This window comes from Micromonospora terminaliae, assembly GCF_009671205.1.
GTDB lineage: Bacteria > Actinomycetota > Actinomycetes > Mycobacteriales > Micromonosporaceae > Micromonospora > Micromonospora terminaliae.
Genome location: NZ_CP045309.1, coordinates 2,782,399 through 2,805,433, shown reverse-complemented (window position 1 = coordinate 2,805,433; position 23,035 = coordinate 2,782,399). Strand labels below are relative to the sequence as shown.

At 75.7% G+C, this 23,035-nt stretch carries 18 protein-coding genes; 11 read left to right on the top strand and 7 right to left on the bottom strand.

Annotated features, from left to right (window positions below):
• The first annotated feature begins 96 nt into the window (after positions 1–96).
• The gene (locus GCE86_RS12610) at positions 97–2,013 is read left to right on the top strand and encodes a Xaa-Pro dipeptidyl-peptidase (protein WP_154227126.1); all 1,917 of its coding nucleotides are present in this window, start codon (positions 97–99) and stop codon (positions 2,011–2,013) included.
• 36 nt (positions 2,014–2,049) lie between these two features.
• Here GCE86_RS12610 and GCE86_RS12605 read toward each other — a convergent pair whose 3' ends face one another.
• On the bottom strand, positions 2,050–3,276 hold the full coding sequence (locus tag GCE86_RS12605) for a PucR family transcriptional regulator (protein WP_154227125.1): 1,227 nt from the start codon (positions 3,274–3,276) through the stop codon (positions 2,050–2,052).
• A gap of 236 nt (positions 3,277–3,512) precedes the next feature.
• Here GCE86_RS12605 and GCE86_RS12600 point away from each other — a divergent pair, with 236 nt between their 5' ends.
• The 4 genes from GCE86_RS12600 (at position 3,513) to GCE86_RS12585 (ending at position 7,729) form a co-directional block, all read left to right on the top strand.
• Positions 3,513–4,415: a dihydrodipicolinate synthase family protein gene (locus GCE86_RS12600; RefSeq protein ID WP_154227124.1), complete on the top strand. Its 903-nt coding sequence runs from the start codon at positions 3,513–3,515 to the stop codon at positions 4,413–4,415.
• A 163-nt stretch (positions 4,416–4,578) separates the two neighbouring features.
• Positions 4,579–6,636 carry a M6 family metalloprotease domain-containing protein gene (locus GCE86_RS12595; protein ID WP_154227123.1) on the top strand — a complete coding sequence of 686 codons (2,058 nt, stop codon included), beginning with the start codon at positions 4,579–4,581 and terminating at the stop codon, positions 6,634–6,636.
• Positions 6,637–6,707: 71 nt separating this feature from the next.
• A complete protein-coding gene (locus tag GCE86_RS12590) occupies positions 6,708–7,139 on the top strand; it encodes a hypothetical protein (protein ID WP_154227122.1) in 432 nt (143 codons plus the stop codon).
• Positions 7,136–7,729 (top strand): TlpA family protein disulfide reductase, encoded by a 594-nt coding sequence (locus GCE86_RS12585; RefSeq protein WP_154227121.1) that lies wholly within the window; start codon positions 7,136–7,138, stop codon positions 7,727–7,729. Before GCE86_RS12590 ends, GCE86_RS12585 begins: the two co-directional genes overlap by 4 nt.
• Positions 7,730–7,786: 57 nt before the next feature.
• Here the strand turns inward: GCE86_RS12585 and GCE86_RS12580 are convergent, their stop codons facing one another.
• Together GCE86_RS12580 and GCE86_RS12575 are read right to left on the bottom strand one after the other, a co-directional pair.
• A complete protein-coding gene (locus GCE86_RS12580) occupies positions 7,787–9,190 on the bottom strand; it encodes a CoA transferase (protein ID WP_204341997.1) in 1,404 nt (467 codons plus the stop codon).
• A 40-nt stretch (positions 9,191–9,230) separates the two neighbouring features.
• On the bottom strand, positions 9,231–11,543 hold the full coding sequence (locus GCE86_RS12575) for a transglycosylase domain-containing protein (protein ID WP_154227120.1): 2,313 nt from the start codon (positions 11,541–11,543) through the stop codon (positions 9,231–9,233).
• 223 nt (positions 11,544–11,766) lie between these two features.
• Here GCE86_RS12575 and GCE86_RS12570 point away from each other — a divergent pair, with 223 nt between their 5' ends.
• The gene (locus GCE86_RS12570; RefSeq protein ID WP_420846457.1) at positions 11,767–13,026 is read left to right on the top strand and encodes a glycoside hydrolase family 6 protein; all 1,260 of its coding nucleotides are present in this window, start codon (positions 11,767–11,769) and stop codon (positions 13,024–13,026) included.
• A 48-nt stretch (positions 13,027–13,074) separates the two neighbouring features.
• On the opposite strand, the gene GCE86_RS12565 is transcribed toward GCE86_RS12570, so the two are convergent.
• Positions 13,075–13,755, bottom strand: a complete 681-nt coding sequence (locus GCE86_RS12565; RefSeq protein WP_154227119.1) for a hypothetical protein — start codon at positions 13,753–13,755, stop codon at positions 13,075–13,077.
• Positions 13,756–13,903: 148 nt separating this feature from the next.
• Positions 13,904–15,100: a hypothetical protein gene (locus GCE86_RS12560; protein WP_154227118.1), complete on the bottom strand. Its 1,197-nt coding sequence runs from the start codon at positions 15,098–15,100 to the stop codon at positions 13,904–13,906.
• Between the two features lie 153 nt (positions 15,101–15,253).
• Here GCE86_RS12560 and GCE86_RS12555 point away from each other — a divergent pair, with 153 nt between their 5' ends.
• The 5 genes from GCE86_RS12555 to GCE86_RS12535 all read left to right on the top strand — a co-directional run bounded on the left by GCE86_RS12555 (position 15,254) and on the right by GCE86_RS12535 (position 19,610).
• Positions 15,254–16,189, top strand: a complete 936-nt coding sequence (locus GCE86_RS12555) for a diacylglycerol/lipid kinase family protein (RefSeq protein ID WP_154227117.1) — start codon at positions 15,254–15,256, stop codon at positions 16,187–16,189.
• Between the two features lie 43 nt (positions 16,190–16,232).
• Positions 16,233–17,006 carry a nucleotidyltransferase domain-containing protein gene (locus GCE86_RS12550; protein ID WP_154227116.1) on the top strand — a complete coding sequence of 258 codons (774 nt, stop codon included), beginning with the start codon at positions 16,233–16,235 and terminating at the stop codon, positions 17,004–17,006.
• A 55-nt stretch (positions 17,007–17,061) separates the two neighbouring features.
• Positions 17,062–18,153: a glycoside hydrolase family 18 protein gene (locus GCE86_RS12545; RefSeq protein ID WP_239542444.1), complete on the top strand. Its 1,092-nt coding sequence runs from the start codon at positions 17,062–17,064 to the stop codon at positions 18,151–18,153.
• Positions 18,154–18,255: 102 nt separating this feature from the next.
• A complete protein-coding gene (locus GCE86_RS12540) occupies positions 18,256–18,882 on the top strand; it encodes a response regulator transcription factor (protein WP_163636733.1) in 627 nt (208 codons plus the stop codon).
• Between the two features lie 116 nt (positions 18,883–18,998).
• A complete protein-coding gene (locus tag GCE86_RS12535) occupies positions 18,999–19,610 on the top strand; it encodes a response regulator transcription factor (RefSeq protein WP_154227114.1) in 612 nt (203 codons plus the stop codon).
• Here GCE86_RS12535 and GCE86_RS12530 read toward each other — a convergent pair.
• On the bottom strand, positions 19,540–21,324 hold the full coding sequence (locus GCE86_RS12530; protein WP_154227113.1) for an ATP-binding cassette domain-containing protein: 1,785 nt from the start codon (positions 21,322–21,324) through the stop codon (positions 19,540–19,542). The genes GCE86_RS12535 and GCE86_RS12530 overlap by 71 nt on opposite strands.
• The gene (locus GCE86_RS12525; protein WP_154227112.1) at positions 21,321–22,988 is read right to left on the bottom strand and encodes an ABC transporter ATP-binding protein; all 1,668 of its coding nucleotides are present in this window, start codon (positions 22,986–22,988) and stop codon (positions 21,321–21,323) included. Before GCE86_RS12525 ends, GCE86_RS12530 begins: the two co-directional genes overlap by 4 nt.
• Positions 22,989–23,035: the final 47 nt, after the last annotated feature.

The window sequence follows — 23,035 nt, the reverse complement described above, 5'->3', positions numbered from 1 at the left end:
CCGCCACGTCCGTCGATCCGTAGGTTCGGGGCGACCGTCGCGGCGGCGTGTCCCCTGTGCACGTCGCCAGGCCGGCGGGGGGAGGAGAGCACGCGGATGCGAAGCGGAAGACGAGCCTGGCGGGCCTCGGTGGTGGCCCTGGTGGTCGCCGTCACGGGGCTGCCGGCGACCGGCGCCCTGGCCCAGCCGGGCGCCGACGAGCCCGCCCGGCTGGTGGTGGAGGGCGGCGTCACCCAACCGGTGTTCGGGTACGCCGACGCGGTCCGGGAGCGGATCTTCGTCACCTCGGACGTGGACACCGACGACGACGGCGCGCGCGACGTCGTGGCCATGGACATCATCCGGCCCCGGGCCAGCGAGAACGGGCTCAAGGTGCCGGTGGTGATGGACGCCAGCCCGTACTACTCGACGGTCTGCCGGGGCAACGAGAGCGAGTGCAAGGCCGACGTGGACGGCGACGGGCTCAACGACACCTGGCCGCTGTTCTACGACAACTACTTCGTCCCGCGCGGCTACGCGGTGGTCCTGCTCGACATGATCGGCACCAACAACTCGACCGGCTGCCCGGTCACCGGCGGCCGGGCGGACAACATCAGCGCGCCGACGGCCATCGACTGGCTCAACGGGCGTCGGCCCGGCGTCGACGCCACCGGCCGGCCCGTCGTGGCGGACTGGCACAACGGCCGCACCGGCATGATCGGCAAGTCGTACGACGGCACGCTGGCCAACGCCGCGGCGGCCGACGGGGTGGCGGGGCTGACCACCATCGTGCCGATCTCGGCGATCTCCAGCTGGTACGACTACTCCCGCAGCAACGGCCTCGTCACCCGGGCGAACAACTACTCGGGGAGCCTCGCCAACACGGTCACCAACCCGGCCCGCCGGGCGCACTGCGCGGCGGTGCGTACCGCCCTCGGACAGGGCGGCGACGACGTCACCGGCGACTACAACGATTTCTGGGCCGAGCGGGACTACGTGCCGCACGCCGACCGGGTCCGGGCCAGCGTCTTCGTGGTGCACGGCATCAACGACGACAACGTCCGGCCGGACCACTTCAGCAAGTGGTGGACGGCGCTCGGCGAGCAGGGCGTGCCGCGCAAGCTCTGGCTGACCGGCACCGGCCACGTCGACCCGTTCGACTTCCGGCGGGGTGCCTGGGTGGACACCCTGCACCGCTGGTTCGACCAGTGGCTCCAGGGCCTCGACACCGGGATCATGCGGGAGCCGGCCGTCGACATCGAGCGGGCGCCGGACGTCTGGGAGACCGCCCGCACCTGGCCGCTGCCGGACGCCCGGCCGACGCAGGTGTTCCTCCGGGCGCCGGAGGCCGGGAACGTCGGCGGGCTCGCCGTCCGCTCCGGCCCCGGCAACGGGTCGGCGACCTTCCAGGACACCCCCACGATGAGCGCCGCCAACGCCATCCGGCACCCGTCGGACCCGGCGGCCAACACCGAGAACCGCCTGGTGTTCCTGTCCGCGCCGCTGACGGCGCCGCTGCACGTCTCGGGCACGCCGGTCGTGAAGATCAACGCGACCGTCGACGGCGAGGACACCAGCTTCGCGGGGCTCCTCGTCGACTACGGCACCCGCGCGCGGTTCAGCACCAGCGGTGACGGCATCCGCACGCTGACCGAGGAGGACTGCTGGGGCGAGACGGCGACCTGGGGCGGCTTCGCCGAGAACGCCTGCTACCGGAAGACGGAGAAGACCGTCGCGACCAACCCGCAGGAGCTGGTCACCAAGGGCGTCATCGACGGCCTCAACCTCGACTCGCCGTCGGTGTCCACGCCGCTCGTGCCCGGGCAGAAGACCGCGGTCGACCTGAACCTGCTCCCCGAGGACTACGTCTTCGCCGCCGGCCACCAGATCGGCGTGGTGCTGCTCGGGTCGTACTCGGGCTACAGCAGCCGGGCCAAGCAGAACCGGGCGCACATCACCGTGCACTTCGACCGCAGCCGGCTCACCCTGCCGATCGTCGGCGGCCGGACCGCGGCCGAGGCCGCGGGCCTCTAGGGGACACCGGGGCGGGGCGTAATCGTCCCGCCCCGGTCACCGGCCCGGCTGGTACCCGCCGGTGAGCCGGCCCAGTTTCAGCGCCAGGTGCAGGCACAGCCGCTCGTTGCCGTCCTTGAGGTCGGTGCCGGCGAGCAGCTCCACCCGCTGGAGCCGGTAGTACAGGGTGGTCCGGTGCAGGCGCAGCCGTTCGGCGGTGGCATGGGCGTTGCCGGCCAGGTCCAGGTAGACCTCCAGGGTCTCCAGCAGCACCTGGTGCGCCTCGTCGCCGAGCAGCCGGCCCAGCCCCGGGTGGACCCGCGCGACGTCCAGGTGCCGGGTGTCCACGCCGGACAGCAGGCGGTAGATGCCCAGGTCGGCCCAGGGCACGACCGGGCCCAGGGCGGGCAGTTGCACGCCCACCCGGGCGGCCTGGAACGCCTCCTGGTAGGACAGCAGGCTGTCGTAGAGCCGGGGCCGGCCGTCACCGACGCCCAGCACCGTCCGGCTCACCGACGCCAGCCCCCGGGTCGCGGCCCGCAGCGCCTGGTCGAGGTGCGCGGCGGCGTCCTCGGCCGCCACCCGGCCGGTGGCCCGCCCGCCGCACAGCAGCAGCACCCCGTGGTCGTGCCGGACCAGGTGCAGGGTCTCGCGCGACCCCACCCACTGCCGGGTGGCCACCAGCGCGTGCTCCAGGGCGATGCGGGCCTTGTCGTCGAGCACGTCGTCCCGGGTCGCCGCGAGCTGGGCGACCAGGGCGGTGACCTGGCCGTCGCGGGCCACCACGCCGTCGGTGAGCAGCGACCGTACCGCCTCCCGCCGGGCCTCGGGGGACTCCACGAGGAGCGTACGGGTCGCCTCCGCCTCCCGCTGCGAGGTCAGCTCGCCGAGCAGGTTCTCCCGGTAGAGGGCCAGCGACAGGTCCGGCATCGCCTCGGTCACCACCGAGATGTCCTCGTCGGACATTCCCTCCGCCGCGTCGATGAACCACACGAAACCCAGCAGCAGGTCTTGGTGCCGGATGGGCACGCAGACCCGGGGCAGCAGGTCCAGGTCGGGGCAGGCCGGGGTACGCACCGGCTGCCGGGCTTCCATGACGCCGATCTCCCGGGCCCAGGCGATCACCTCCGGGGTGTTGTGCCGGCGCAGGATCGCGCTGCGGCGTACCCCGTCGATCACCCCGGTGTGTTCGCTGTAGACCACGACCCGCTGGCGCCGGTCCTCGATGAGTGCCGGACGCTTCACCCGCGCCGCGACCCGGTCGACGATGCGTTGCAGCTCCATGCGCATGCGCTTCCCCCGGACCGGCCCGGGTCCCGGCGGGGTCACCGCACGGGGCGGGCCGCATGTGTGCTGGTACGGACCCCTGGGCCTACCCTCCGATGATGTTGGCCGGGCGCGCAATACCCGCGGTGGCCGTGCCAGGTAACAGTGAGCTTTTCCGGCATCTGTCGGAAGACCGCGGGCCGGGACGCCCCTAACGTGTGCGGGGCCGGTTCCGCCGAGAAGGGAACACCGACGTGGCCGCAACCACGCCGTGGCAGGGTGTCGTCGTCGCCCTCCCCACGCCGTTCCGGAACGACCTCTCCGTCGACTACGACCGGCTCCAGGAGCACGTGCGGTGGCTCGGCGACGCCGGCTGCCGGGGTGTGGCGCCGTGCGGCCCGCTGGGGGAGTACGCCGCCCTGTCCGAAGGGGAGCGCGCCGACGTGGTCCGCGCCGCCGTGGAGGCCGCGCCGCCGGGCTGCGCGGTGCTGCCGGCCGTCGGGGGGTACGGCAGCCGGCAGGCCTGCCAGTGGGCCGAGCAGGCGCGGGCCGCCGGGGCGGGGGCGGTGCTCGCCCCGCCGCCGGTCGGCTACCCGGGGGGCCCCGCCGAGGTGGTGGCCCACTACCGCGAGGTGGCCGCCGTCGGGCTGCCCGTGGTGGTGTGCCGCGATCCGGCCGAGGCCACCGTGGACCTCACGCCGGACCTGCTGGCCCGGATCGCCGAGACCGACGGCGTGGTGGCGGTACGGGAGGACGACGTCCGCCGGCTGCACCGGGTACGCGACCTCTGCCCGCACCTCGACGTGCTGGCCGGCGCCGACGACGTGCTGCTGGAGCTGACCGTGTGCGGCGCGACCGGGTGGCTCGCGCGCTGCCCCAACGCCCTGCCCCGGCTCTGCCTGCGCCTGCACCGGCTCTGCGCGGCCCGCGACCTGGCCGCCGCGCTGCCGCTCTACGCCCGGTTGCACCCCCTGCTCGGCTGGGGCGCCCGCACCGAAGGGGTGCAGGCGGTGAAGCTGGCCATGGGCCTGGCCGGCCGGTACGGCGGTCCGTGCCGCCCGCCCCGTGCCGCGCTGCCGCCCGATCTGCAGGAGCGGCTGTGCCGGGACCTGCGGCGGGCCGAGGGGGCCGACACCGGGCCGGTGCCCGCGACATGACCGTCCTGCACGTGTCGGAAGTCGCCGGTCCACCTGCCGACATCTGCACGGTGACCGCCCCGGCGGCCGGCTCCTAGGGTCGGTATCGGGCGTGATCAATGCGGGCGGCGAGTGCCTCCTGATCGCCCCGCCCCCACCCGCTCCCGACCTGAGAGGTGACTCGATGCGCCTTCTGCCCACCAGGCGTGCGGTCTGGCGCTCGGTGCTGGCGGCCGCCGTCACGACCGTTCTGGTCGCGACCGGCTCCGCCGGACCGGCCCTCGCCGCACCGGGCGACCCGCCGGCCGGGCCCGCCCCGTTCCAGCCGCTCGACCCCCAGCGCTGGCAGAACCCCGACACGATGACCTGGGACGACTACCGGCCGGTGCCGGGGCGGAACTGGGCGGACCCGACCGTGCGCGGCTCCGTCCGCAACTTCAACATCGCGCTGGTCACGCTGGACTACGTGGACCAGCCGTTCGTCATCACGCAGCCCGCCGGCTCGACGGTCTTCGGCAACCCTCAGGCGACCGCCGCCAACGTGCCCCGCGACCGGGTCGCGGGGTTCTACACCGACTTCCTCAACAAGCCGGGCGACCTCAACCGGGGACACACCCTGCACGAGTACTGGATGCAGGACTCCAACGGCCGGTACGGCGTGGACCTCAGCGGCTTCGGCCCGTACCGGATGCCCGCGAAGTCCTACCAGTACGGCATCGACAACGGCTTCAACCCCGGCGCCTGCCCCGCCGGGGACGCGTGCGCGAAGAACATCCGCACCGACGGGCTGGGCGCCTGGCGCGCGGCCGTCGGCGACGCGGTGGCCGACAGCTTCGAGCTGGTCTTCATCCTCTCGGCCGGCCAGGACGAGTCGTCGACCTGGCAGGAGTTCGGCCAGATGATGTTCCAGACCAAGGAGGACGTGCCGGACGCGTGGGGCCCGCCCGACCCCGCCCTGCCCAACTACGCGAAGACCCGGTACGTCGAGTGGACCTCGTGGAAGGCGGCCGCGACCATCTGGCCGAACGCCGGCGGTGGCTCCTCCACCCAGGCGGAGAGCTCCGGCCAGGGCGTGTACGCCCACGAGCTGAGCCACCTGCTGAGCATCGGGGACAACTACAACAACCCGTACGGCACGCCGTTGCGCCGCGCGTACACCGGCATCTGGAGCATGATGTCGCGCGGGTCGTTCAACGGGCCGGGCGGGCCGCACACCCGCTGGCAGATCCCACCGGTCAACGGCGGGTCGATGGGCTCGCTGCACATGCTGCGGGACAAGCTGAAGATCGGTCTGCTCGGTGAGGAGCACGTGCTGCGGCTGTCCCGCGAGGGTCTGGCCACCTCCGGGATGGTGGTCGCCGACGTGACGGCCCGGGCCGTGGACGCCGGGCCCGGCGGGCTCACCGGCCTCAACATCGCCATGAACACCGACCGCTCGCCGGCGTGCACCGTCACGACCGACCCGCTCTGCGACGGCGGCCGGTACAACAACTACACCGTCGAGGTCGTCGACCGGCTGGGCGCGGACTCGTTCACCCCGGACAACGGCGTGCTCATCAGCAAGACCAAGAACACCGACAGCGCGCCGTTCGTGTGGGTGGTCGACGCCAACCCGCAGGACATCGACATGGTCGACTTCTACCAGCCGAACGGCACCCCGCAGAAGATCACCATGGGCGACTACCGCCAGCTGTCCGACGCGCTGTTCCACGCCGGGGCCAACTCCGGCAGCGAGTACGAGTACGTGGACGAGGCCAACCGGCTGCACTTCTACGTGCTCAACCTGCGCCGGGACGGCGACGGGGTGCTGTCGTACACGGTGGCCGTCCGGTCGCTGGACGGCGCCGGGCCGAGCACGCACGGGGTGGCGCTGTCCAAGGGTCACCTGGTGACCCGGGGCGAGCCCACCGGCAAGGGCGCCACCTGCACGTTCGACCTGACCAACACCGGGACGTACGTGGCCGGCGGGCAGCCGCACCCGGAGGACGCCGGGGCGTACCTGCGCTCCGACGTCTACCGGCTCTCGGCCAGCGTCGGCGGCCAGGGCTGGCGGGTGGAACTGCCGAACGAGCTGGCCACGGCCGAGTTCGGGGCCAGCACCCCGGTCGCCGTCTCGGTCGGCGCCGGCTCCGGCGCGAGCGCGACCACCCTGGTGACGCTCACGGCCACCTCGGAGAGCGACCCGAGCCGGACCGTGACCAGCCAGTGCCGGGTCGAACGGCCCCGGGCGCAGCTCGGCTGACCGCGAGACCGGGGCGGTGCGGCCCGCGTGGCCGCGCCGCCCCGGACCCGCCCCGACGACCAGGAGGACCGATGCGTCGCCTGCTGGCAGCGCTGGTGCTGCCGTCGCTGCTCACCGGCGCGCTCACCGCGTGCGGTGACGCCGAGGAGGCCCGGACGGCGATGACCGTGCGGGTGCTCGTCCGGGACATCAACATCCGGCCGGCGGGCGTCGAGTGCGCCGGCACCGGCCCGTACACGCACTTCCACAACCGGTCGCCGTTCCAGGTGGTCGACGCCGCGGGCCGGACCCTCGCCGAGGGCGCGCTGTCCCCGGGCCGGTCGGTGGCGACCTTCGCCGAGGACCTGGAGGTCACGCGCGTGCCGACGTACTGCGAGTTCGCCGTGCCGGTCGACCTGGCCGCGCGGGACGCCTACCGGCTGGTCGTGGACGGCCACCCGCCGGTCGACCTCACCCCGAACGACACCGAGGGGCCGGCGCTGGTCGCCGTGGTGCCGTCATGACCCGGGGGTACGGCGCCCGCCTGGCCGCCGTGGCCGTGGCCGCGACGCTCGGCGTGACCGGCTGCTCCGGCGGGGACGAGCCGCCCGCCCGGCCGGCGCCGGTCGCCGGTGGGGCCGCCGCGTTGCCCGGCCCCCCTCCGGCGGGCCTCGCGCTGCGCCCGGGGCCGTCCGGGGCGCCCGGCGCGCCCGCCGTCACCGGCGCGCTCACCGACGGCAGCCCGGTCGCCCTCGCCGACCTGTGGGCCGACCGTCCGGTCGTGCTCGTCTTCTTCACCTCCTGGTGCACGCTCTGCGCCGACCGCCAGGCGGCCCTGAGCGAGCTGGCCCGCCGCCACTCCGACGAGGTGGTCCTCGTCGGCGTGGCCACCGAGGACCGGCCCGAGGACGTCCAGCGCTACCTGCGGGAACACCGCGTCGACTACCCGGTCGTGCTCGACGCCGACGGCACGATCTGGCGGTCGTACGCGGTCCGCGAGCCCCCGGCCGTGGTGGTCGTGGCCAAGGGTGGCGCGCTGCTGCGCGGCTGGCCGGGCGGTGTGGACGCGGCCACCCTCGACGGCGAGCTGCGGCGGCTCGTGCTCGCCCCCTGACCCGGGTCCGTCCGGCGGTGGGCGGCGAGCCGGTCCCGCCCGGCGGCGGCTCCGCGCTCAGCGGGCCGGCCAGGCCGGCGGGTCGCCGCCCCACCGCGTCGGCGGGCTAGCCCAGTCCCGCCGGCCGCCGGGCAGGGTGACCGGCGGCAGCGCGTACCGGAGGCGGCCCGCGGGCGAGTCCCGCTCGGCGCACCAGGGGTCGGGGTCGGGCGGCGCGGCGTCCGGGACCGGCCCGGCCGGCAGCTCCTGCCGCAGCCACCGGGCGGTACGCGCCAGCGACAACTCGGCCGTCCACGCGCCCCCGTCGACGGCGCGCCGGGCCAGCGCCCGCAGCACCGCAGCCGCGAGCAGGTAGCCGGTGCCGTGGTCGAGCGCCTGGGCGGGCAGCACACCGGGTGCGCCGTCCGGCCGCCGCTCGATGTCGGCGATCCCGGTGGCGGCCTGCACCAGGCTGTCGAAGCTGCGCCGCCCGGCCCACGGGCCGCCGCCCCAGGCCGACAGCCGCGCCACCACCAGGTCGGGGTGGTGGCGGCGCAGCGCCTCGGGGGAGAGGCCCCACCGGTCCAGCGCTCCCGGCCGGTAGCCGGTGACCACCACGTCGGCGTCGGCGAGCAGCGCCGCGAACCGGGCCCGATCGGCGTCCCGGCCCAGGTCGAGCAGGGTGGAGCGCTTGCCGGCGTCGGTGTCCAGGTGCTGCGGCTCCAGCTCGGGCAGCCCGGGGGAGTCGACGCGCAGCACGTCGGCGCCGAGCAGGGCCAGGAAGCGGGTGGCCACCGGGCCGGCGATGACCCGGGTCAGGTCGAGCACGCGTACCCCGGTGGCGGGCAGGCCGGGCGGCGCGGGTGGCGCCGGACGGGCCGCCGCCGGCGCGTCGGCCCGCAGCCGGACCAGGGGTTCCGCCGCGACGGCCACGGCCTGCGGGTGGGCGTCCCACTCCTCCGGGCTGCGGGCCGCGATGGCGAGCCCGCGGGCCGCCGTGACCCGCTGTTCGACCTCGACGGCCGGGCGGGCGCCGATCCGCTCGCCCACGGCCGCCACGAGCACCTCGTCGTCGGGCCGCGCCGGGTCGAGGTCGAGCGCGGCCAGCAGCCGCCGCCGGTGGTGCGGGTAGTTGGCGTGGGTACGCACCCAGCCGTCGGCGGTCGGCCAGAACCGGGACAGCGGGGCAAAACCGCTGAACGCCTGCCCGTCCACCCGCAGGTGCCGATCGCTGGTGAAGGAGACCGCCACCGCACGGCTGTCGACGGTCAGCGGGCCGTCCGTCGCGGCCCCGCGGGCCCGGGCCAGCTCCAGGCCGGCCAGCCCGGCGGCGGCGACGCAGGCCACGGCCAGGTCGGTGACCGGCAGCCGGGCCGGCAGCGCCCCGGCGGGACCGGCCGTCCGGACCGCCGCGGCGGCGGCCGGGTCCCCGCCCAGCGCCGCCCAGGCCGACCGGATCGCCTGCGTCGTCGGGTTCACCACCGGCCGATCATCGCACCCGTCGCCCACGGCCGACCCGCGGTCACCGGGGTCGCCGGGTCTTCGACGGTGACAGGGTCGGCAGCGGGGTGAGCGAGGGCGAGATGGTCGGCCGGGAGGTCGGCCGCTCAGTCGGGCTGGGGCTCGGGCGCGACGGGGTCGGGCTCGGCGTCGGCGACGCCGACGGGGTGGGCGAGGCGGACGCCGGTGGGGTCGTCGGGGCCGGGGTCTCCGGGGCGTCGTCCGGGAACGCCGGCTCGGCGAACCGGTACTTGTCCGGGTCGAGCTTCAACGCCGCGGTCGCGTCCGTCATGAACTGCCGCCAGATCGGCCCGGGCCCGGTGGAGCCGTAGACCTCGTAGCTGCCGTCCTTCGTCTTGAGCGGCTTGCCGTCGGTGGTGCCCAGCCAGACGGCGGAGGCGAGCGCCCCGGTCCAGCCGACCATCCACGTGTGCACGTTCTGGGTGGTGCTCTGCCCGGCCTGCCAGGTGCCGGTCTTGCCGGCGGAGTCCCAGTCGTTGTCCAGCTTGGCCGCCTTGACCCGGCGCAGCGTCCAGTCGAGCTGGTTGAGCGCCTCCTGGCCGAGGCCCAGGTCGGTCGTCCTGAGCTGCTCGCCGTAGACCTTCTCGTCGCCCTTGGTCACCGACCGGACGAAGTGCGCGTCGGCCCGCTTGCCGCCGGCCGCGAACGTGGCCATCCCGTTGGCGTGGTCCTGGACGCTGATGCCGTACTGGCCGATGCCGACCTCGGTGGAGAACCGCCGGGCCACCTCGTCGGCGGGCTCGCTCCGCAGGTCCACACGTTGCGGCTGCGGGTTGCCCTTGACCGTCTCCCACATCGACTCGACCCCGGCCCGCTTCGCCATGTCGATGACCTTGGCGGTGCCGAGCTTCTCGGTCAGCTCGAAGTAGGTGACGTTCAGCGAGGCGACGGTCGCCTCCCAGAGCGCGCAGTTCGGCTGGCAGGGCGCGTGCTCGGCGTTGCGGATCGGGCCGGCCGCGCTGCCCTTGGTCCGGCCCGACTCCGGGAACTCCTTGGTGTCGGGCGAGTCGAACCGCTGCTTCACGGAGATGTCGTTCTCGACGGCGGCGGCCAGGTCGTACACCTTGAACGACGAGCCCGGCGGGTGCTGGCCGAACCCGCGGGCCTGGCCGTTCTCGTCGCGGTACCAGCCGGCGTAGTCGGCGCCGGAGCCGCTGTTGCCGCCGTAGTAGCCGAGCACCCGGCCGGTGCCGGGCTCCACGGCGACGAGCGCGGCCTGCCAGTTCTTCGGCTGGCCGCGGACCGCCTCCGGTGCGCTGTCCCGGCGGATGTCGGCGGCGGCCTCCGCGGCGTCCTGCACCCGCTTGTCGATGGTGGTGACGATCTTGTAGCCGCCGTCTCGGATCACCTCGTCGGGCTTGCCGCGGAACGCCTCGGTCTCCCGCAGCTCGCTGAGCACGTGGTTGACCACCAGGCCGGTCGGCCGGTCCAGGCCCGAGCGGCCCGCGTTCGGGTCGATGGGCCGCACCGAGTCCGGGTACGCCAGGTTCGCCGCCTGCTCCGGCGTGAGGTAACCGAGCTTCACCATGCCGTCGCGGATGTAGTTCCAGCGGTCGATCGAGTTCTGCCTGGCGAGTGCGTTGCGGCGGGGGTCGTAGCCGGGCGAGCCCTCGGGGTCGGCCGGGTCCGCCTCCGGCTGCTTCACCATGGCGCAGAGCACCATCGCCTCGGCCGGGGTGAGCTGCTGCTGCGGCGGGGCGTCCCGGCGCACCGTCTTGCCGAAGAAGGTCTGTGCGGCGGCCTCGATCCCGTAGGCGCCCCGCCCGAACGGGACGGTGTTCAGGTAGAAGCCGAGGATCTCCTCCTTGCTGTAGGTGTCGTCGAGCTTCCAGGCGACGACCGCCTCGCGCAGCTTCCGCGAGTAGGTCACCCCGCGCAGGTCGGCGGCGACCCGCGCGTACTGCTGGGTGAGGGTGGAGGCGCCCTGCCGCTGCCCGCCGGTGACGTTCGCCCAGGCCGCCCGGAGCACGCCCTTGAAGTCCACGCCCTTGTTGGTCCAGAAGGTGCGGTCCTCGGCCGCCACGATGGCCTGCTTGGCCGAGTCGTTCATCTGGTCGTACGGGACGATGGTGCGGTTCTCCGCGCCCAGCTTCGCCATGGGGGTGCGCCCGTCGGCGTAGTAGACGGTGGTCGACTCCGGCAGCTTGAGGTCGGTGGGGGTCGGCACGCTGTCGAAGTAGTAGCCGCCGGCCACCAGGCCCGAGCCCGCCAGCAGCGCGAACACCGCCAGGAAGACCAGCAGGCGATGCCGTCGGCGCTTGCGCCCCGGAGTGGGGGTCGCGGAAGCGTCGTCGTAGTCACCGGTCTGATGCATCCGCACTCGTTACCCTCCGACTCCTCGCCCGAATCGTGTCCCTGCCCGGCTCGCAGGCTAGCGGAGCTGCGACGACGGCACCGGCCTCCCGCGTCATCCGGTGCGGCGGTGGTGGTCCCCGCGGGCGTGGGACATTGACAGTCGCGGCTGCGCCGGGCAGGCTCGGACGAGCTGCGGGAACGCTCCCATCACCCGTTCCCCCGTCCCCTTCAGGAGCAATGACGTGGCCCTGACTTCCTTCCGGCGGCGTACCCTCACCGGTCTGGCCGCCGTCGCCGCGACCCTCGCCGCGGCCGTGCCCTTCTCGCCCGCGCCGGCCGGCGCGGAACTCCGCGACGGCGTGCGCTTCTACACCCCCCGGCCCGACCACGGCGCGGTGGCCCAGATCGCCGAGCTGACCGCCGCCGGCCGCTACCGGGAGGCCGCCGGAGTGCGCGCCATGGTCCACACGCCGCAGGCGGTGTGGGTGACCGGCGGCTCCGCCGCCGCGGTGACCCGGACCGTGAACGCCGAGGTACGCCGGGCGGCCGGCAAGAAGACCGTGCCCGTGCTGGTGGCCTACAACATCCCGTTCCGCGACTGCGCGCAGTACTCGGCCGGCGGCGCCACCTCGGTGGCCGAGTACGAGCAGTGGATCGACGCCTTCGCCCGCGGCATCGGCGGCCACGAGGTGGCCGTCATGCTGGAGCCCGACGGCCTCGGCATCATCCCCTGGTACACCACGATCAACGGCACCCAGGACTGGTGCCGCCCGGCCGAGGCGGACCCGGCGACGGCCGCCGCCGACCGGTTCGCCATGCTGAACTACGCCGTCGACAAGCTCGCCGCCCTGCCCCGCACGAGCGTCTACCTCGACGGGACGCACAGCGCCTGGCTGGGCGTCGGCGATGCCGCCGACCGGCTGGTCAAGGCCGGTGTCGGCCGGGCCGACGGTTTCTTCCTGAACGTCTCCAACTACGAGACCACCGAGCGGCAGCTCAAGTACGGCAACTGGATCGCCAGGTGCGTGTACTACGGCACCGAGGGCCCCGAGTGGGCACGCGGCCACTTCGAGTGGTGCGCCAGCCAGTACTACCCGGCCGACCCGGCCGACTTCAGCACCTGGGGCCGCACCGACGCCTGGTACGCCGAGAACGTCGGCGACGTGCCGGCCGACCAGCTGGCCCACTTCGTGGTGGACACCAGCCGCAACGGGCAGGGTCCGTGGACGGCGCCGGCAGGGGTGACCTGGCCGGACCCGCAGACCTGGTGCAACCCGCCCGACCGTGGGCTCGGCCTGCGCCCCACCACGGCCACCGGTGACCCGCTCGCCGACGCGTTCCTCTGGGTGAAGACGCCCGGCCAGTCCGACGGGCAGTGCGACCGGGGCACCGGCACCGGGCGGGACCCGGCGCGCGGCGGCATGGCCGACCCGGCCGCCGGCGCGTGGTTCGACCAGCAGGCTCTCGAACTGGTGCGGTACGCCAACCCGCCGCTGCGCTGAGCCGACCCGGGCCGGGGCGGATGACCGCCGCCCCGGCCCGGATCCTGCTCAGCGCAGGGCCCACCCGGTGGCCCGGCCGTTGCTGGTCGGGCTGCCGATCCGGCGCACCGGCCAGCGCCCGTTGCCCCCGGACCGGCCGGCCCAGAGCGGCGAGAGGCGCCACATCGGGTGGGTGGTGGTGTCGCCCGGCCCGGTGAAGGCTTCCCGGTCGGCGTACCCGTGCCGCCGGAACAGGTCCCGGTCGGTCTCCGTGAACGCCTCGGCGTAGGTCGGCAGGCTCAGCGTGTCCATCCACCGTTGCGCCCCGGCCAGCACCGCGGCGGCGCGCCGGGCGGCCGCCGGGCCGGGCGCGGCGAGCAGCGCGAGGTGGTTGTGCGCCTCCGCCGGTCGGCGGGCAGCGAGCGCCTCGTCGAGCCGCAGGAAGCGCTCCTCGTCGGGGCCGGCGGCCGCGGCCAGGCGGTCGGCGTACCGGCTCGGCGACGGGATGGGCCGGTAGCGATGGAACCAGACGGTCGCCGCCGTGCCGTCGTGGAGCAGGAACGCGTCGCCGAACAACATCGCGTGTTCGGTCCAGATCCGGGCCACGGCCGCCAGCACGGCGGTGCGGCGTTGCGTGTCGGGGACGAGCCACGCCGCGAGGGCGGTGGGGGAGAGTGCGTCGGCGACGAGATCGGCGATCCGGCCGATGTCGCACCACCGGGCCCGGACGACGGGTGTGGCTGTGCTCATGAGGGAACTCCTGGTCACCAGAGTGATCGCGGAAGTCGCAGGGCGCCGGGATGGTCCTTGGCCGGCGCCGGCCGTGAGTGGCCGCGCAACTGTCGGGCGAGGGAGGGAGCCGGGGCGCGGTGCGGGCGGTCGCCGCTACCGCGGGCGGTCAGGCGGGCCGGGTGCCCGGGCGGGGCGAGTGGGAGGCCCGCGCCGGACCGTCGGCCGCGTGGCAGCGCCGGCCCGTCAGGATCGGCGGGACCCAGACGGTGGCGCTTGTGGCGGCGGTATCGCCGTGGGCGGCACCGGACGACCCGACCCCGCCGTTGCCCGCCGGGACCGGTGTGGCCGGCGCGCGGTCCCGGTCCGGCCGCGGCAGGCGCGGTCGCTCGGCGCCGGCCGGCTCGGGCGACGCCACGGCGGTGGCGTCCGCCGGGCGGCGGACCGCCGACCCGTGCGCGTCTGCCCCGACCGCGCCTGCCCAGGTGCGTCCAGGTTCGTCGACGGGGCCGGTCGGCTCGTCCGGGGTGGTCCGCTCGGCGGCGGGCGGCGAAGGCGTCGCGGCCGGCGGTGCCGTCACCGGTCCGGCGGGCGGGTCGGGCACACCGGTCACCGGTTTGGACGGTTTGGCCGGCTTGATCGCCTCCAGCGCGTGGCCCAGCGGCTCGCCCAATCGCTTCAGGGCCTGCCACACCGGGTCGAGCCCCGGGGGAAGCCGCTTGCTGATCGGGGCGAGCACCCTGCCGACCGGGGTGAGCACGCCGGGACCGACCGGGCGGGCATCGCCGGCGGCGGGGGCGGGCTCCCCGTGCCGCAGCCGGCCGATGACGGGTCGGAGGGCGCCCGTCACCGGCTCGAGCACCCGGGCGCGCACCGGCGTGACCACCACGCCCGGCGGCGCGCCGCGATCGCGCTCCGGCCCGGCCCGTCGCCCGTCGTCCCGGCCCGATCCGGGCCGGGCGGCCGGGGCGGCGCGGTGGCCGCCCTTACGGGGGTCGGCCCGGTGGCCGGGTCGGGGGCGGGACCGCTCGCGCGGTGTGGCGGCGCGCCGGTCGGCCCGTCGGGTGTCGGCCCGGTGGTCGGGGCGGGAGCGCTCGCGCGGCCGGTCGGCGCGTCCGGTCGGCGCGGGCGCACTGCCGGCCCTGTGCGGGTCGGCGACGGCCCGACCGGGCGAGAGGAGCGGTTTCACCCTGTCGAGGACCGGGTTCAACACGTCGGTGAGCCGGTCGACGGCGGGCGGGCGCTCGGCGGCGTGGGCGGCGGCCGCGTTGGCGATCTCGTGGGCGCCCCACGCCACGGCGACCCCGCCGAGCAGCAGGCCGAGACGCAGCGCGGCTCGCGTCAGCCGTCCGCCGCGTCGAGTCATCCCGGGCACCCCTCCGATCGCCGGACCGCGCCGACGATCGCCCGTACTCTACCGAACGAGGTCGGTCGATCACAGTATGCGGCTGATCCGAATCGGGCGCGTCGCCCGCCCGGCAGGCGTGGGAGAACTGGCGGCGGGGTACCCACGGGAGTCATGAGCACGAGCACGGCCGACCGTCCCGCGACCGACACCGGCGTACCGCCGGCCGGCGTGGTGGCGGTCGTCGCCCACCGGAAGAAGACCTTCGGCGGCGGTCTCGACGAGCTGCGCGCCGGCCTCGTCGCCGCCGGGGTCGGGCGGCTCCTCTGGTACGAGGTGCCGAAGAGCCGCAAGGCGCCGAAGAAGGTCCGCAAGGCGCTCGGCAAGGGCGCCGAGCTGGTCCTGGTCTGGGGCGGCGACGGCATGGTGCAGCGCTGTGCCGACACCCTGGCCGGATCGGACGTGCCCATGGGCATCCTGCCCGCCGGCACCGCCAGCCTCTTCGCCACCAACCTCGGCATCCCCGCCGACCTGCCCGAGGCGCTCCGGATCGCCCTGCACGGCCGGCGGCGGGAGCTGGACCTGGGCCGGCTCAACGGGGAGCACTTCGCGGTGATGGCCGGCGCCGGCTTCGACGGCGACCTGATCCGCGACGCCGACCGCAAGCTGAAGGGCCGGCTCGGCCGGATCGCGTACGTCTGGACCGGGCTGCGGCACGTCCGCGGCGAGTGCGTACGGACCCGGATCCGGGTCGACGGCGCGGACTGGTTCGACGGCGAGGCGAGCTGCGTGCTCTTCGGCAACGTCGGCACCATCACCGGCGGCATCCCCGCCTTCGACGACGCCCGCCCCGACGACGGCGCGCTGGAGATCGGCGTCTCCACCGCCAGTGGTGCCGTGGACTGGGCCCGCACGCTGGGCCGGATGGCCGCCGGCCGCTCCGACGAGTCGCCGTTCGTGCGGATCACCCGGGGACGCAGGGTCACCGTCCGCTTCGCCGAGCCGAAGACGTACGAGCTGGACGGCGGTGCGCGGGGCACGGCGAAGAAGCTGAAGGTGAAGACGGTTCCCGGCGCGCTCACCGTCTGCTGCCCCGACCCGCCGGACTGACCCCGCCCCGCACCGCCGCGGCGCCGACCGGCAGGATGCCGGCATGGACGACGACGTGCGGCGCTACCTCGACGAGCTGGTCGGGCGGGCCCGGGCCGTGCTCGGCGACGACCTGGTCGGCGCGTACGCGGCGGGCTCGGTCGGGCTGGGCGTCTACCAGCCGGGGCGCAGCGACGTGGACGTGGCGCTCGTGGTCGCCCGGCCGGTCGACGGGCCGGCGAAGCGGGCGCTGGTGGACCGGCTGCGGCACGAGGCGCTGCCCTGCCCCGCGCGCGGCCTCGAACTCGTGGTCTACCGGCGGGACGTGGCCGCCTCCGGCACCCCCGAGCCGGGCTTCGAGGTCGAGCTGAACACGGGCGCCACCATGCCGTTCCGGGCCACCTACGACCCGGCCGACCGGCCCGCCGCCGACGGGCGGTTCTGGTACGCGCTGGACCGCAGCATCCTGCGCCAGTCCGGGCTGGTCCTGCTCGGCCCGCCCGCCGCCGACGTCTTCGCCGACCCGGGGCCCGCGGAGCTGCGGCGGCTGCTGGTCGAGGCGCTGCGCTGGTGGCTGGCGCTGCCCACCCCGGCCGGCGACGCCCCCGCTCCCGGCGCGGAGGACGCGGTGCTCGGCGCCTGCCGCGCGCTGGTCCGCTGCCGCGACGGCGTCTGGCTGGGGAAGGTGGACGCCGGACGGCGGATCGAGGCCGACGACCCGGACGGCGAGCTGATCCGCCGGTCGATCGCGGCCCGCCGGGGCGGCCTCCCGCCGGCCGGCCCGGAGGCCCGCGCCTTCCAGCGACGCGTGCTGGACCGGATCGCCGCGACGCATTGACGCAGGTCGTCGCCCTACTGTAAACAAGGCGTACTGAACAGTCGGGGAGGTCCCCATGCGACGCTCGGTACTTCTTGCCGCTCTGCTGCTCGTCCTCGCCACCACCGGCCCGGCCGTCGCCGCGCCCGCGCCCGTGCCGCTGGCGGCCGCCCCCGTCCAGGTCTACGGCGCCTGGCACTGCGGCGACGACTTCTGCACCTGGGGCACGGCCCGCACCGTCACCCAGTTCGACAGTCAGAACCACTGGCTGGTCGACCGCGGCGACGGCCGGCCCTCGGTCAACCTCGTGGTGCTGAGCTTCGTCAACCCGCTCGACCTGCTGCGCCAGACCACCGACGCCACCACCCTCGACGGGGTGCCGCGCGGCATGACCAGCGAGATCGTGCAGTACTTCACGAGCCGCGGCGTCCGGGTGATGCTCTCGATCGGCGGCATCACCTACACCGACGACTGGGACGCGGCGCTCGCGGAGAATCCCACCCTGCTCGGGCAGCGGGCCGCCGCGGTGGCCACCCGGCTCGGCGTCGGCATCGAGATCGACTACGAGCAGAACACCGGCCCGAACCTGGCCGGCCTCCAGTCCTTCATCGACGCCTACCGGGCCGTCCACCCGTACGACGCCACGGGCGCCCGCGCGCCGGCCCGGCTCACCATCGACGTGGCCGCCGGCGACCGCTGGCTGATCGACCTCAACCGCAAGGCCACCGCGGATTGGCTGCGCACCGACGCCCCGGTGCTCGACTACGCCAACGCCATGGTCACGGCCCGGCCGGTCGCCGCCGGCACCGCGCAGGCGAACTGGCAGGAGCACGTCGACGGCAAGGCGCAGTACAACCCGCCGGTGCCCCCGCTCGCCCCGGCCAAGTTCACCGGCGCGGTCTACCTGGCCTACGGCGGCAAGCCGCTCCCCGAGTGCGTCGACTACGCCACCTCCGTGCAGAAGGCGGCCGCCCCGTACGTGCAGAGCGTCGCGCCGCACGGCGCGGGCAGCACGGCCGGCATGCTGGGCTTCATGTTCTGGGCGGCGGAACGCCCCGCCACGCGGGGCATCGGCACCGTGCCGCCGAACACGTGTGAGAAGGGCGCGGGCGCCGGGGCCACCGCGCTCGCCGTGCCGGTCCCGATGCCGGCGCTGCGGCAGGGCTGACCGGCGGAACCCGACGTCCGCAGGTGCCGCCGGGACCGCCCTATGTTGGACAACCTCGAGCGAACTCGACTATCCGCGGGTCCTTCCGGCACAGTGGTCCAGGTGGGCGACGTACGGGACGGGACGGTCTCCGCGCCGGTGCGGGTGGCGGTGGTCGCGGAGCCGGGCCTGCTGCGGACCGCCGTGGTCGCGGTCCTCGCCGCCACGCCGGGCTTCGCGGTGGTCGGCGACACGGAGCCGGCCGGGAGCGTGCCGGCGCTGCTCGCCGCCTGCCGTCCCGACCTGCTGCTGGTGGATCTCGACGCGGTGGACGACCCCGCTGTGGTCACCGGACCGGACGCCGACGGGTGCGCCGTCGTCGTGCTGACCGCCCGCCGCACCGCCCGGGCGCTGCGCCGGGCCCTCGGCGCCCGGGTCCGCGGGGTGGTCGCCACGGACGTGCCGCCGGAGGAGCTGGTCGAGATGCTGCGGGCGGTGGCCCGCGGGCAGCGCATGATCGACCCGTTGACGGCGCTCGCCGCCCTCGACGCCGCGGTGAACCCGCTCAGCGAACGGGAGCGCGAGGTGGCCGCGGCGGCGGCGGAGGGGCTCCGGACCGCGGAGATCGCGAAGCGGCTCCACCTCGCGCCGGGCACCGTGCGCAACCACGTGTCCAGCCTGTTGCGCAAGACCGGCGCGCGGAACCGCTGGGAGGCGGTCGAGCGGGCCAGGGACGCGTGCTGGATCTGACGACACGCGGATCACAGGGGTGTTGCGTAACGGTCATCTTCGATTAAATTCCCTGACGGTGCGTCATCAGCCGCACACGCCAAGTCAGGATCGGGGGGTCATGTCCGGGAGTCGCCATGGTCCGCACGCTGCTCGCGCTCAAGGGTCGACTGGTTCGGGGGGCCCTCGCCCATCTGCTCGACGCCGAGGGCGACATCGATGTCGTCGGCGAGGCGGCCACGGCGCACGCCCTGCGTGAGGCGTTGCGGGACGACCGTCCGGACGTCGCCGTCGTCGACGCCGACCTCGTACCCCTGCACCAGCTCGCCCGGATCGCCGCCGGGGGCGACCCCGACGGCGGCGGGCGGCTGCTGGTCCTGGTGGAACGGCGCCGCGCCGCCCGGGTCCGTCCAGTGCTCGCCGAGCACGGGCGACGGGTCGGCTTCCTCAGCCGGGAGGTGCCCCCGCAGCGGATCGCCGAGGGCGTGCGGCTGCTCGCCCGTGGTCAGGTGGTGCTCGATCCCGAGCTGGTGGTCGCGGCGCTGGAGGTGGCCGACAGCCCGCTGACGCCCCGCGAGCGGGAGGTGCTCGACGTGGCGGCTGAGGGGCATCCGGTCCGGGACATCGCCGAGAAGCTGGCGGTGTCGGCCGGGACGGTACGCAACCACCTCTCCCGGATCATGGCGAAGACCGGCGCACGGACCCGGTTGGAAGCGGTGCGGATCGCCCGGGAGTCGGGCTGGATCTGAGCGGCTCCGCGCCGGCCTCCCAGTAACCCACCAGCTCCCGGTACGCGGCCGACCGGGCCAGCAGCCCCGGGTGGCTGTCGAGCAGCGCGCGCCCGCCGTCGAGCAGCAGCACCCGGCGGGCGCGCAGCGCCGAACTGACCCGGTGCGCGATCACCACGAGCGTGCCGGGCCGCTCGGCGAACGCGGTCTCCAGCCGCGCCTCGGTGGCCGGGTCGAGGTGGCAGGTGGCCTCGTCCAGGATCACCAGGGGCGCGGGGGAGAGCCAGGCGCGCAGCAGGGCCACCTGCTGGCGCTCCCCGGCGGACAGGCCGGCCGGGCGCAGCGTCGCGTCCAGCCCGCCGAGCCGGTCCACCAGCTCGGACAGGCCCAGCCGGGCCGCCGCCCGGGCGATCTCCAGGTCCGCCAGGTCGGGCCGCAGGTAGCGGAGGTTGTCCCGGACGCTGCCGGTGAAGACGTACGCCTCCTGCGGGATCAGCACCCGCCGCCGCGCCAGCTCGGCGGCCGTCGCGCCGGCCACCGGGGTCCCGCCCACCTCGACCGTGCCGGCCTGCGGAGGCAGCACCCCGGCGATCACCGCGGCCAGGGTGGACTTGCCGATCCCGCTGGCTCCCACCACCACGAGGTGGTCGCCGTCGGGCACGTCGAGGTCGAGGCCGTCGAGCACCGGGTCGGCGTGCGGCCCGTACCGGAACGTCACGCCCCGCAGGGACAGCGCCGGCGGGCCCGGCGGCGCGGGCCGCGCCCCGCCGGCCGGCGCGGCCTCGCCGGGCGCCGGGACGGCCGTCCGCAGGAGCCGGTCCAGGGTGACGGTGAACCGCAGCCCCCCGGCGGCCACGCCCTGGACGAGGGTGTGCAGGGCGGGTTGCACCCCCCGGACGACGTAGACCAGGGCGCCCAGCACCGCGCCCGGTCCGAGGCCCTGCCGGACCAGCCACGGGGTGGCGAGCACGACCACCGGCACCGGCAGCCAGCCACCGACGGCCAGGCTCAGGCCACGGGTGACCGCCATGGCGGCGAGCCGCCGTTCCACCCGCGCCTGCGCGTCGACGTGCCGGCCCACCCAGCGCGTGACCTGCTCGCGCGCGCCGCTCACCGACACGTCGCGGTGGCCGGCGATCGCGGTGACCGCGACCCGGCTGAGGCGTTCGTCGGCGAGCACGTACTCCCGCTGGCGGGCGATCATCGCAGGTACGGCGGCCGCGAACAGGCCGAGACCGGCCAGCACCGGCACGGTGACCAGCAGGGCGACCGGGGCGGCGAGGGAGAACAGCCCGACGATCGCGGCGCACGCGGCGAACAGGAAGCCGCGGACCACCGTCAGGAGGCCGGCCCAGGTGTCCCGGACGATCTCCACCTGGTGGGTCAGGCGGCCCACCGCCGCGTCGTCGACCCGGCCGTCCGTCGCGCCCGCCAGCGCGCCGGCCACCACCCGGCGTAGCAGGTCGTCGCGGAACGGCTCGACCACGTCGCCGAGGCACGCGTACGCCCGGTTGGTGCCCACGGCGCCGACCAGCACGGCGGCGGCCAGCAGCCCCAGCCAGAGCAGCCCGACATCCGGGCGCCCGGCCAGGAAGCCGGCGTCCACGGCCCGCGCGGTCAACAGCCCGGTGAGCGCCGCCGGCAGCGCCTCGGCCGCCGACCACGCGGCCAGCCGCACCAGCGCGGCCCGCCGTACCCGCAGCGCGGCCCGGGTCACCGCACCGACCGTGGTCACGAGCGGAACACCGCCCGGTAGGCGGGGTCGTCCCAGAGCACGGCGTGCGGGCCGACCGCGCGGATCCGTCCGGCCGCCACCCAGGCCACCAGGTCGGCCCGGGCGGCCGTGCCGACCCGGTGGCTCACCACCACCCGGGTACGCCGGTCCGCCCGGTCGGTCAGCGCGCGGTTCACCCGGTACTCGGTCACCGTGTCCAGGCTGGACGTGGCGTCGTCGAGGACGAGCAGCCGCTCGGCCCGCAGCGCGCGGGCCAGGCCGAGCCGCTGGCGTTCCCCGCCCGACATGGCGACCTCGGCCAGCGGCGTGCCGTACCGGTCGGGCAGCCGCTCGACGAAGTCGTGGATGGCCGCGGCCCGGGCCACCGGCACCGGGTCGGCGCCGCACCCGACGGCGGCGCCCACCGTCTCGCCGACCAGTACGGGCCGTTCGAACCCGTAGCCGACCGCCGCGTGCAGCGCCGCCGCGGACAGATCCGGCAGCGGCGTCCCGTCCAGCCGCACCTCCCCGGCGTCCGGGTCGCGCAGCCGGCCGGCGACGGCGGCGAGCAGGGACTTGCCGGCGCCGGACGGGCCGACGACGGCGAGCAGGGCGCCCCCCGGCACCCGCAGGTCCACCCCGTCGAGCAGCGGCCGGCCGTCGTCGGCCCGGACACTGACCCCGCGCAGCTCCAGGCAGCCGGGGCCGGGCGGCAGGGTCCGGTCGCCGTACCGGCGGACCGGTTCGGTGAGCACCTCGGCCGCGCGACGGCAGCCGGCGCGTACCCGCACGGCCTTGTTGAGGGCGCTGACCACGGTGCCGAGGCCGGCGCCGAGCGCGGCGTACTGGAGGGCGGCCAGCAGGTCTCCCGGAGTCAGCCGCCCGGCGGCCAGGGAGAGCCCGCCCACGGTCACCACGGCCAGTTGCAGCATCGGACTGAGCACGGCGCCCCGGGTCGCGGCCCCGGCCAGCACCGTCCACGTCCGCGTGCCGTGCCGCCGCAGCTCCGGGACCGGGGTCAGGACGCGGTCGACCTCCCGCCCGGCGGTGCCGGCGGCGGCGATGGTCCGCGCGCCGGCCAGCGCCTCCACCATCAGCCCGGCGAGGTGCCCCTGGGCCCGCTGGTAGCCGGCGACCGCGGCGGACGCGTCGGCGACGAACCCGCGCAACAGCACGCCCAGCAGCACCAGCCCGACGACGAACGTCGCGCCGAGCCATGGATCGATCATGGTGAGGGCCACCAGGCTGCCCACCGGCGGCAGCAGGACGGTGCCGGCCAGCACGAGGGTCGGTGCGGCCTGCCCGGCGTCGGCCACCTGGCCCACCAGGCGACCGACCAGGTCACCCACCGGGTGGCGGGCCGCCGTGCGGGGATCGAGCGCGAGGATGTGGCGGATCAGCGTGTGGCGCAGGCCGGCGACGGAACGGGCGCTCGCCGCGCCGGTGCCGTAGTCCCGCACCACGCCCGCGCCGACCAGGAGGACGACCAGTGCGCCAACCGCGGCGAGCCAGCGACCGGCGGACTCCCCGGCGGTGGCGCCTACGGCGGCGTCGACCGCGCGGCCCAGCGCCGCGGGCAGCGCCAGCTCGGCCGCCGCCCCGGCCACGGTGGCCCCGAGCAGCACCGGGGTCCACCAGCCGGCGGACCCGACGGCGCGCCACAGGAGCCGGTCGGCCGGGGTCATGGCACCTCCACGGGCGCGGCCCCGGACCGGCGTGAGCCGGCCCGGGG

Bases quoted from the DNA above. Each gene is read 5' to 3' on its own strand.
- GCE86_RS12565 (WP_154227119.1), bottom strand. From the start codon at position 13,755: ATGAGCACAGCCACACCCGTCGTCCGGGCCCGGTGGTGCGACATCGGC.
- GCE86_RS12610 (WP_154227126.1), top strand. From the start codon at position 97: ATGCGAAGCGGAAGACGAGCCTGGCGGGCCTCGGTGGTGGCCCTGGTG.
- GCE86_RS12555 (WP_154227117.1), top strand. From the start codon at position 15,254: ATGAGCACGAGCACGGCCGACCGTCCCGCGACCGACACCGGCGTACCG.
- GCE86_RS12560 (WP_154227118.1), bottom strand. From the start codon at position 15,100: ATGACTCGACGCGGCGGACGGCTGACGCGAGCCGCGCTGCGTCTCGGC.
- GCE86_RS12585 (WP_154227121.1), top strand. From the start codon at position 7,136: ATGACCCGGGGGTACGGCGCCCGCCTGGCCGCCGTGGCCGTGGCCGCG.
- GCE86_RS12590 (WP_154227122.1), top strand. From the start codon at position 6,708: ATGCGTCGCCTGCTGGCAGCGCTGGTGCTGCCGTCGCTGCTCACCGGC.
- GCE86_RS12595 (WP_154227123.1), top strand. From the start codon at position 4,579: ATGCGCCTTCTGCCCACCAGGCGTGCGGTCTGGCGCTCGGTGCTGGCG.
- GCE86_RS12545 (WP_239542444.1), top strand. From the start codon at position 17,062: ATGCGACGCTCGGTACTTCTTGCCGCTCTGCTGCTCGTCCTCGCCACC.
- GCE86_RS12525 (WP_154227112.1), bottom strand. From the start codon at position 22,988: ATGACCCCGGCCGACCGGCTCCTGTGGCGCGCCGTCGGGTCCGCCGGC.
- GCE86_RS12605 (WP_154227125.1), bottom strand. From the start codon at position 3,276: ATGGAGCTGCAACGCATCGTCGACCGGGTCGCGGCGCGGGTGAAGCGT.
- GCE86_RS12550 (WP_154227116.1), top strand. From the start codon at position 16,233: ATGGACGACGACGTGCGGCGCTACCTCGACGAGCTGGTCGGGCGGGCC.
- GCE86_RS12535 (WP_154227114.1), top strand. From the start codon at position 18,999: ATGGTCCGCACGCTGCTCGCGCTCAAGGGTCGACTGGTTCGGGGGGCC.
- GCE86_RS12575 (WP_154227120.1), bottom strand. From the start codon at position 11,543: ATGCATCAGACCGGTGACTACGACGACGCTTCCGCGACCCCCACTCCG.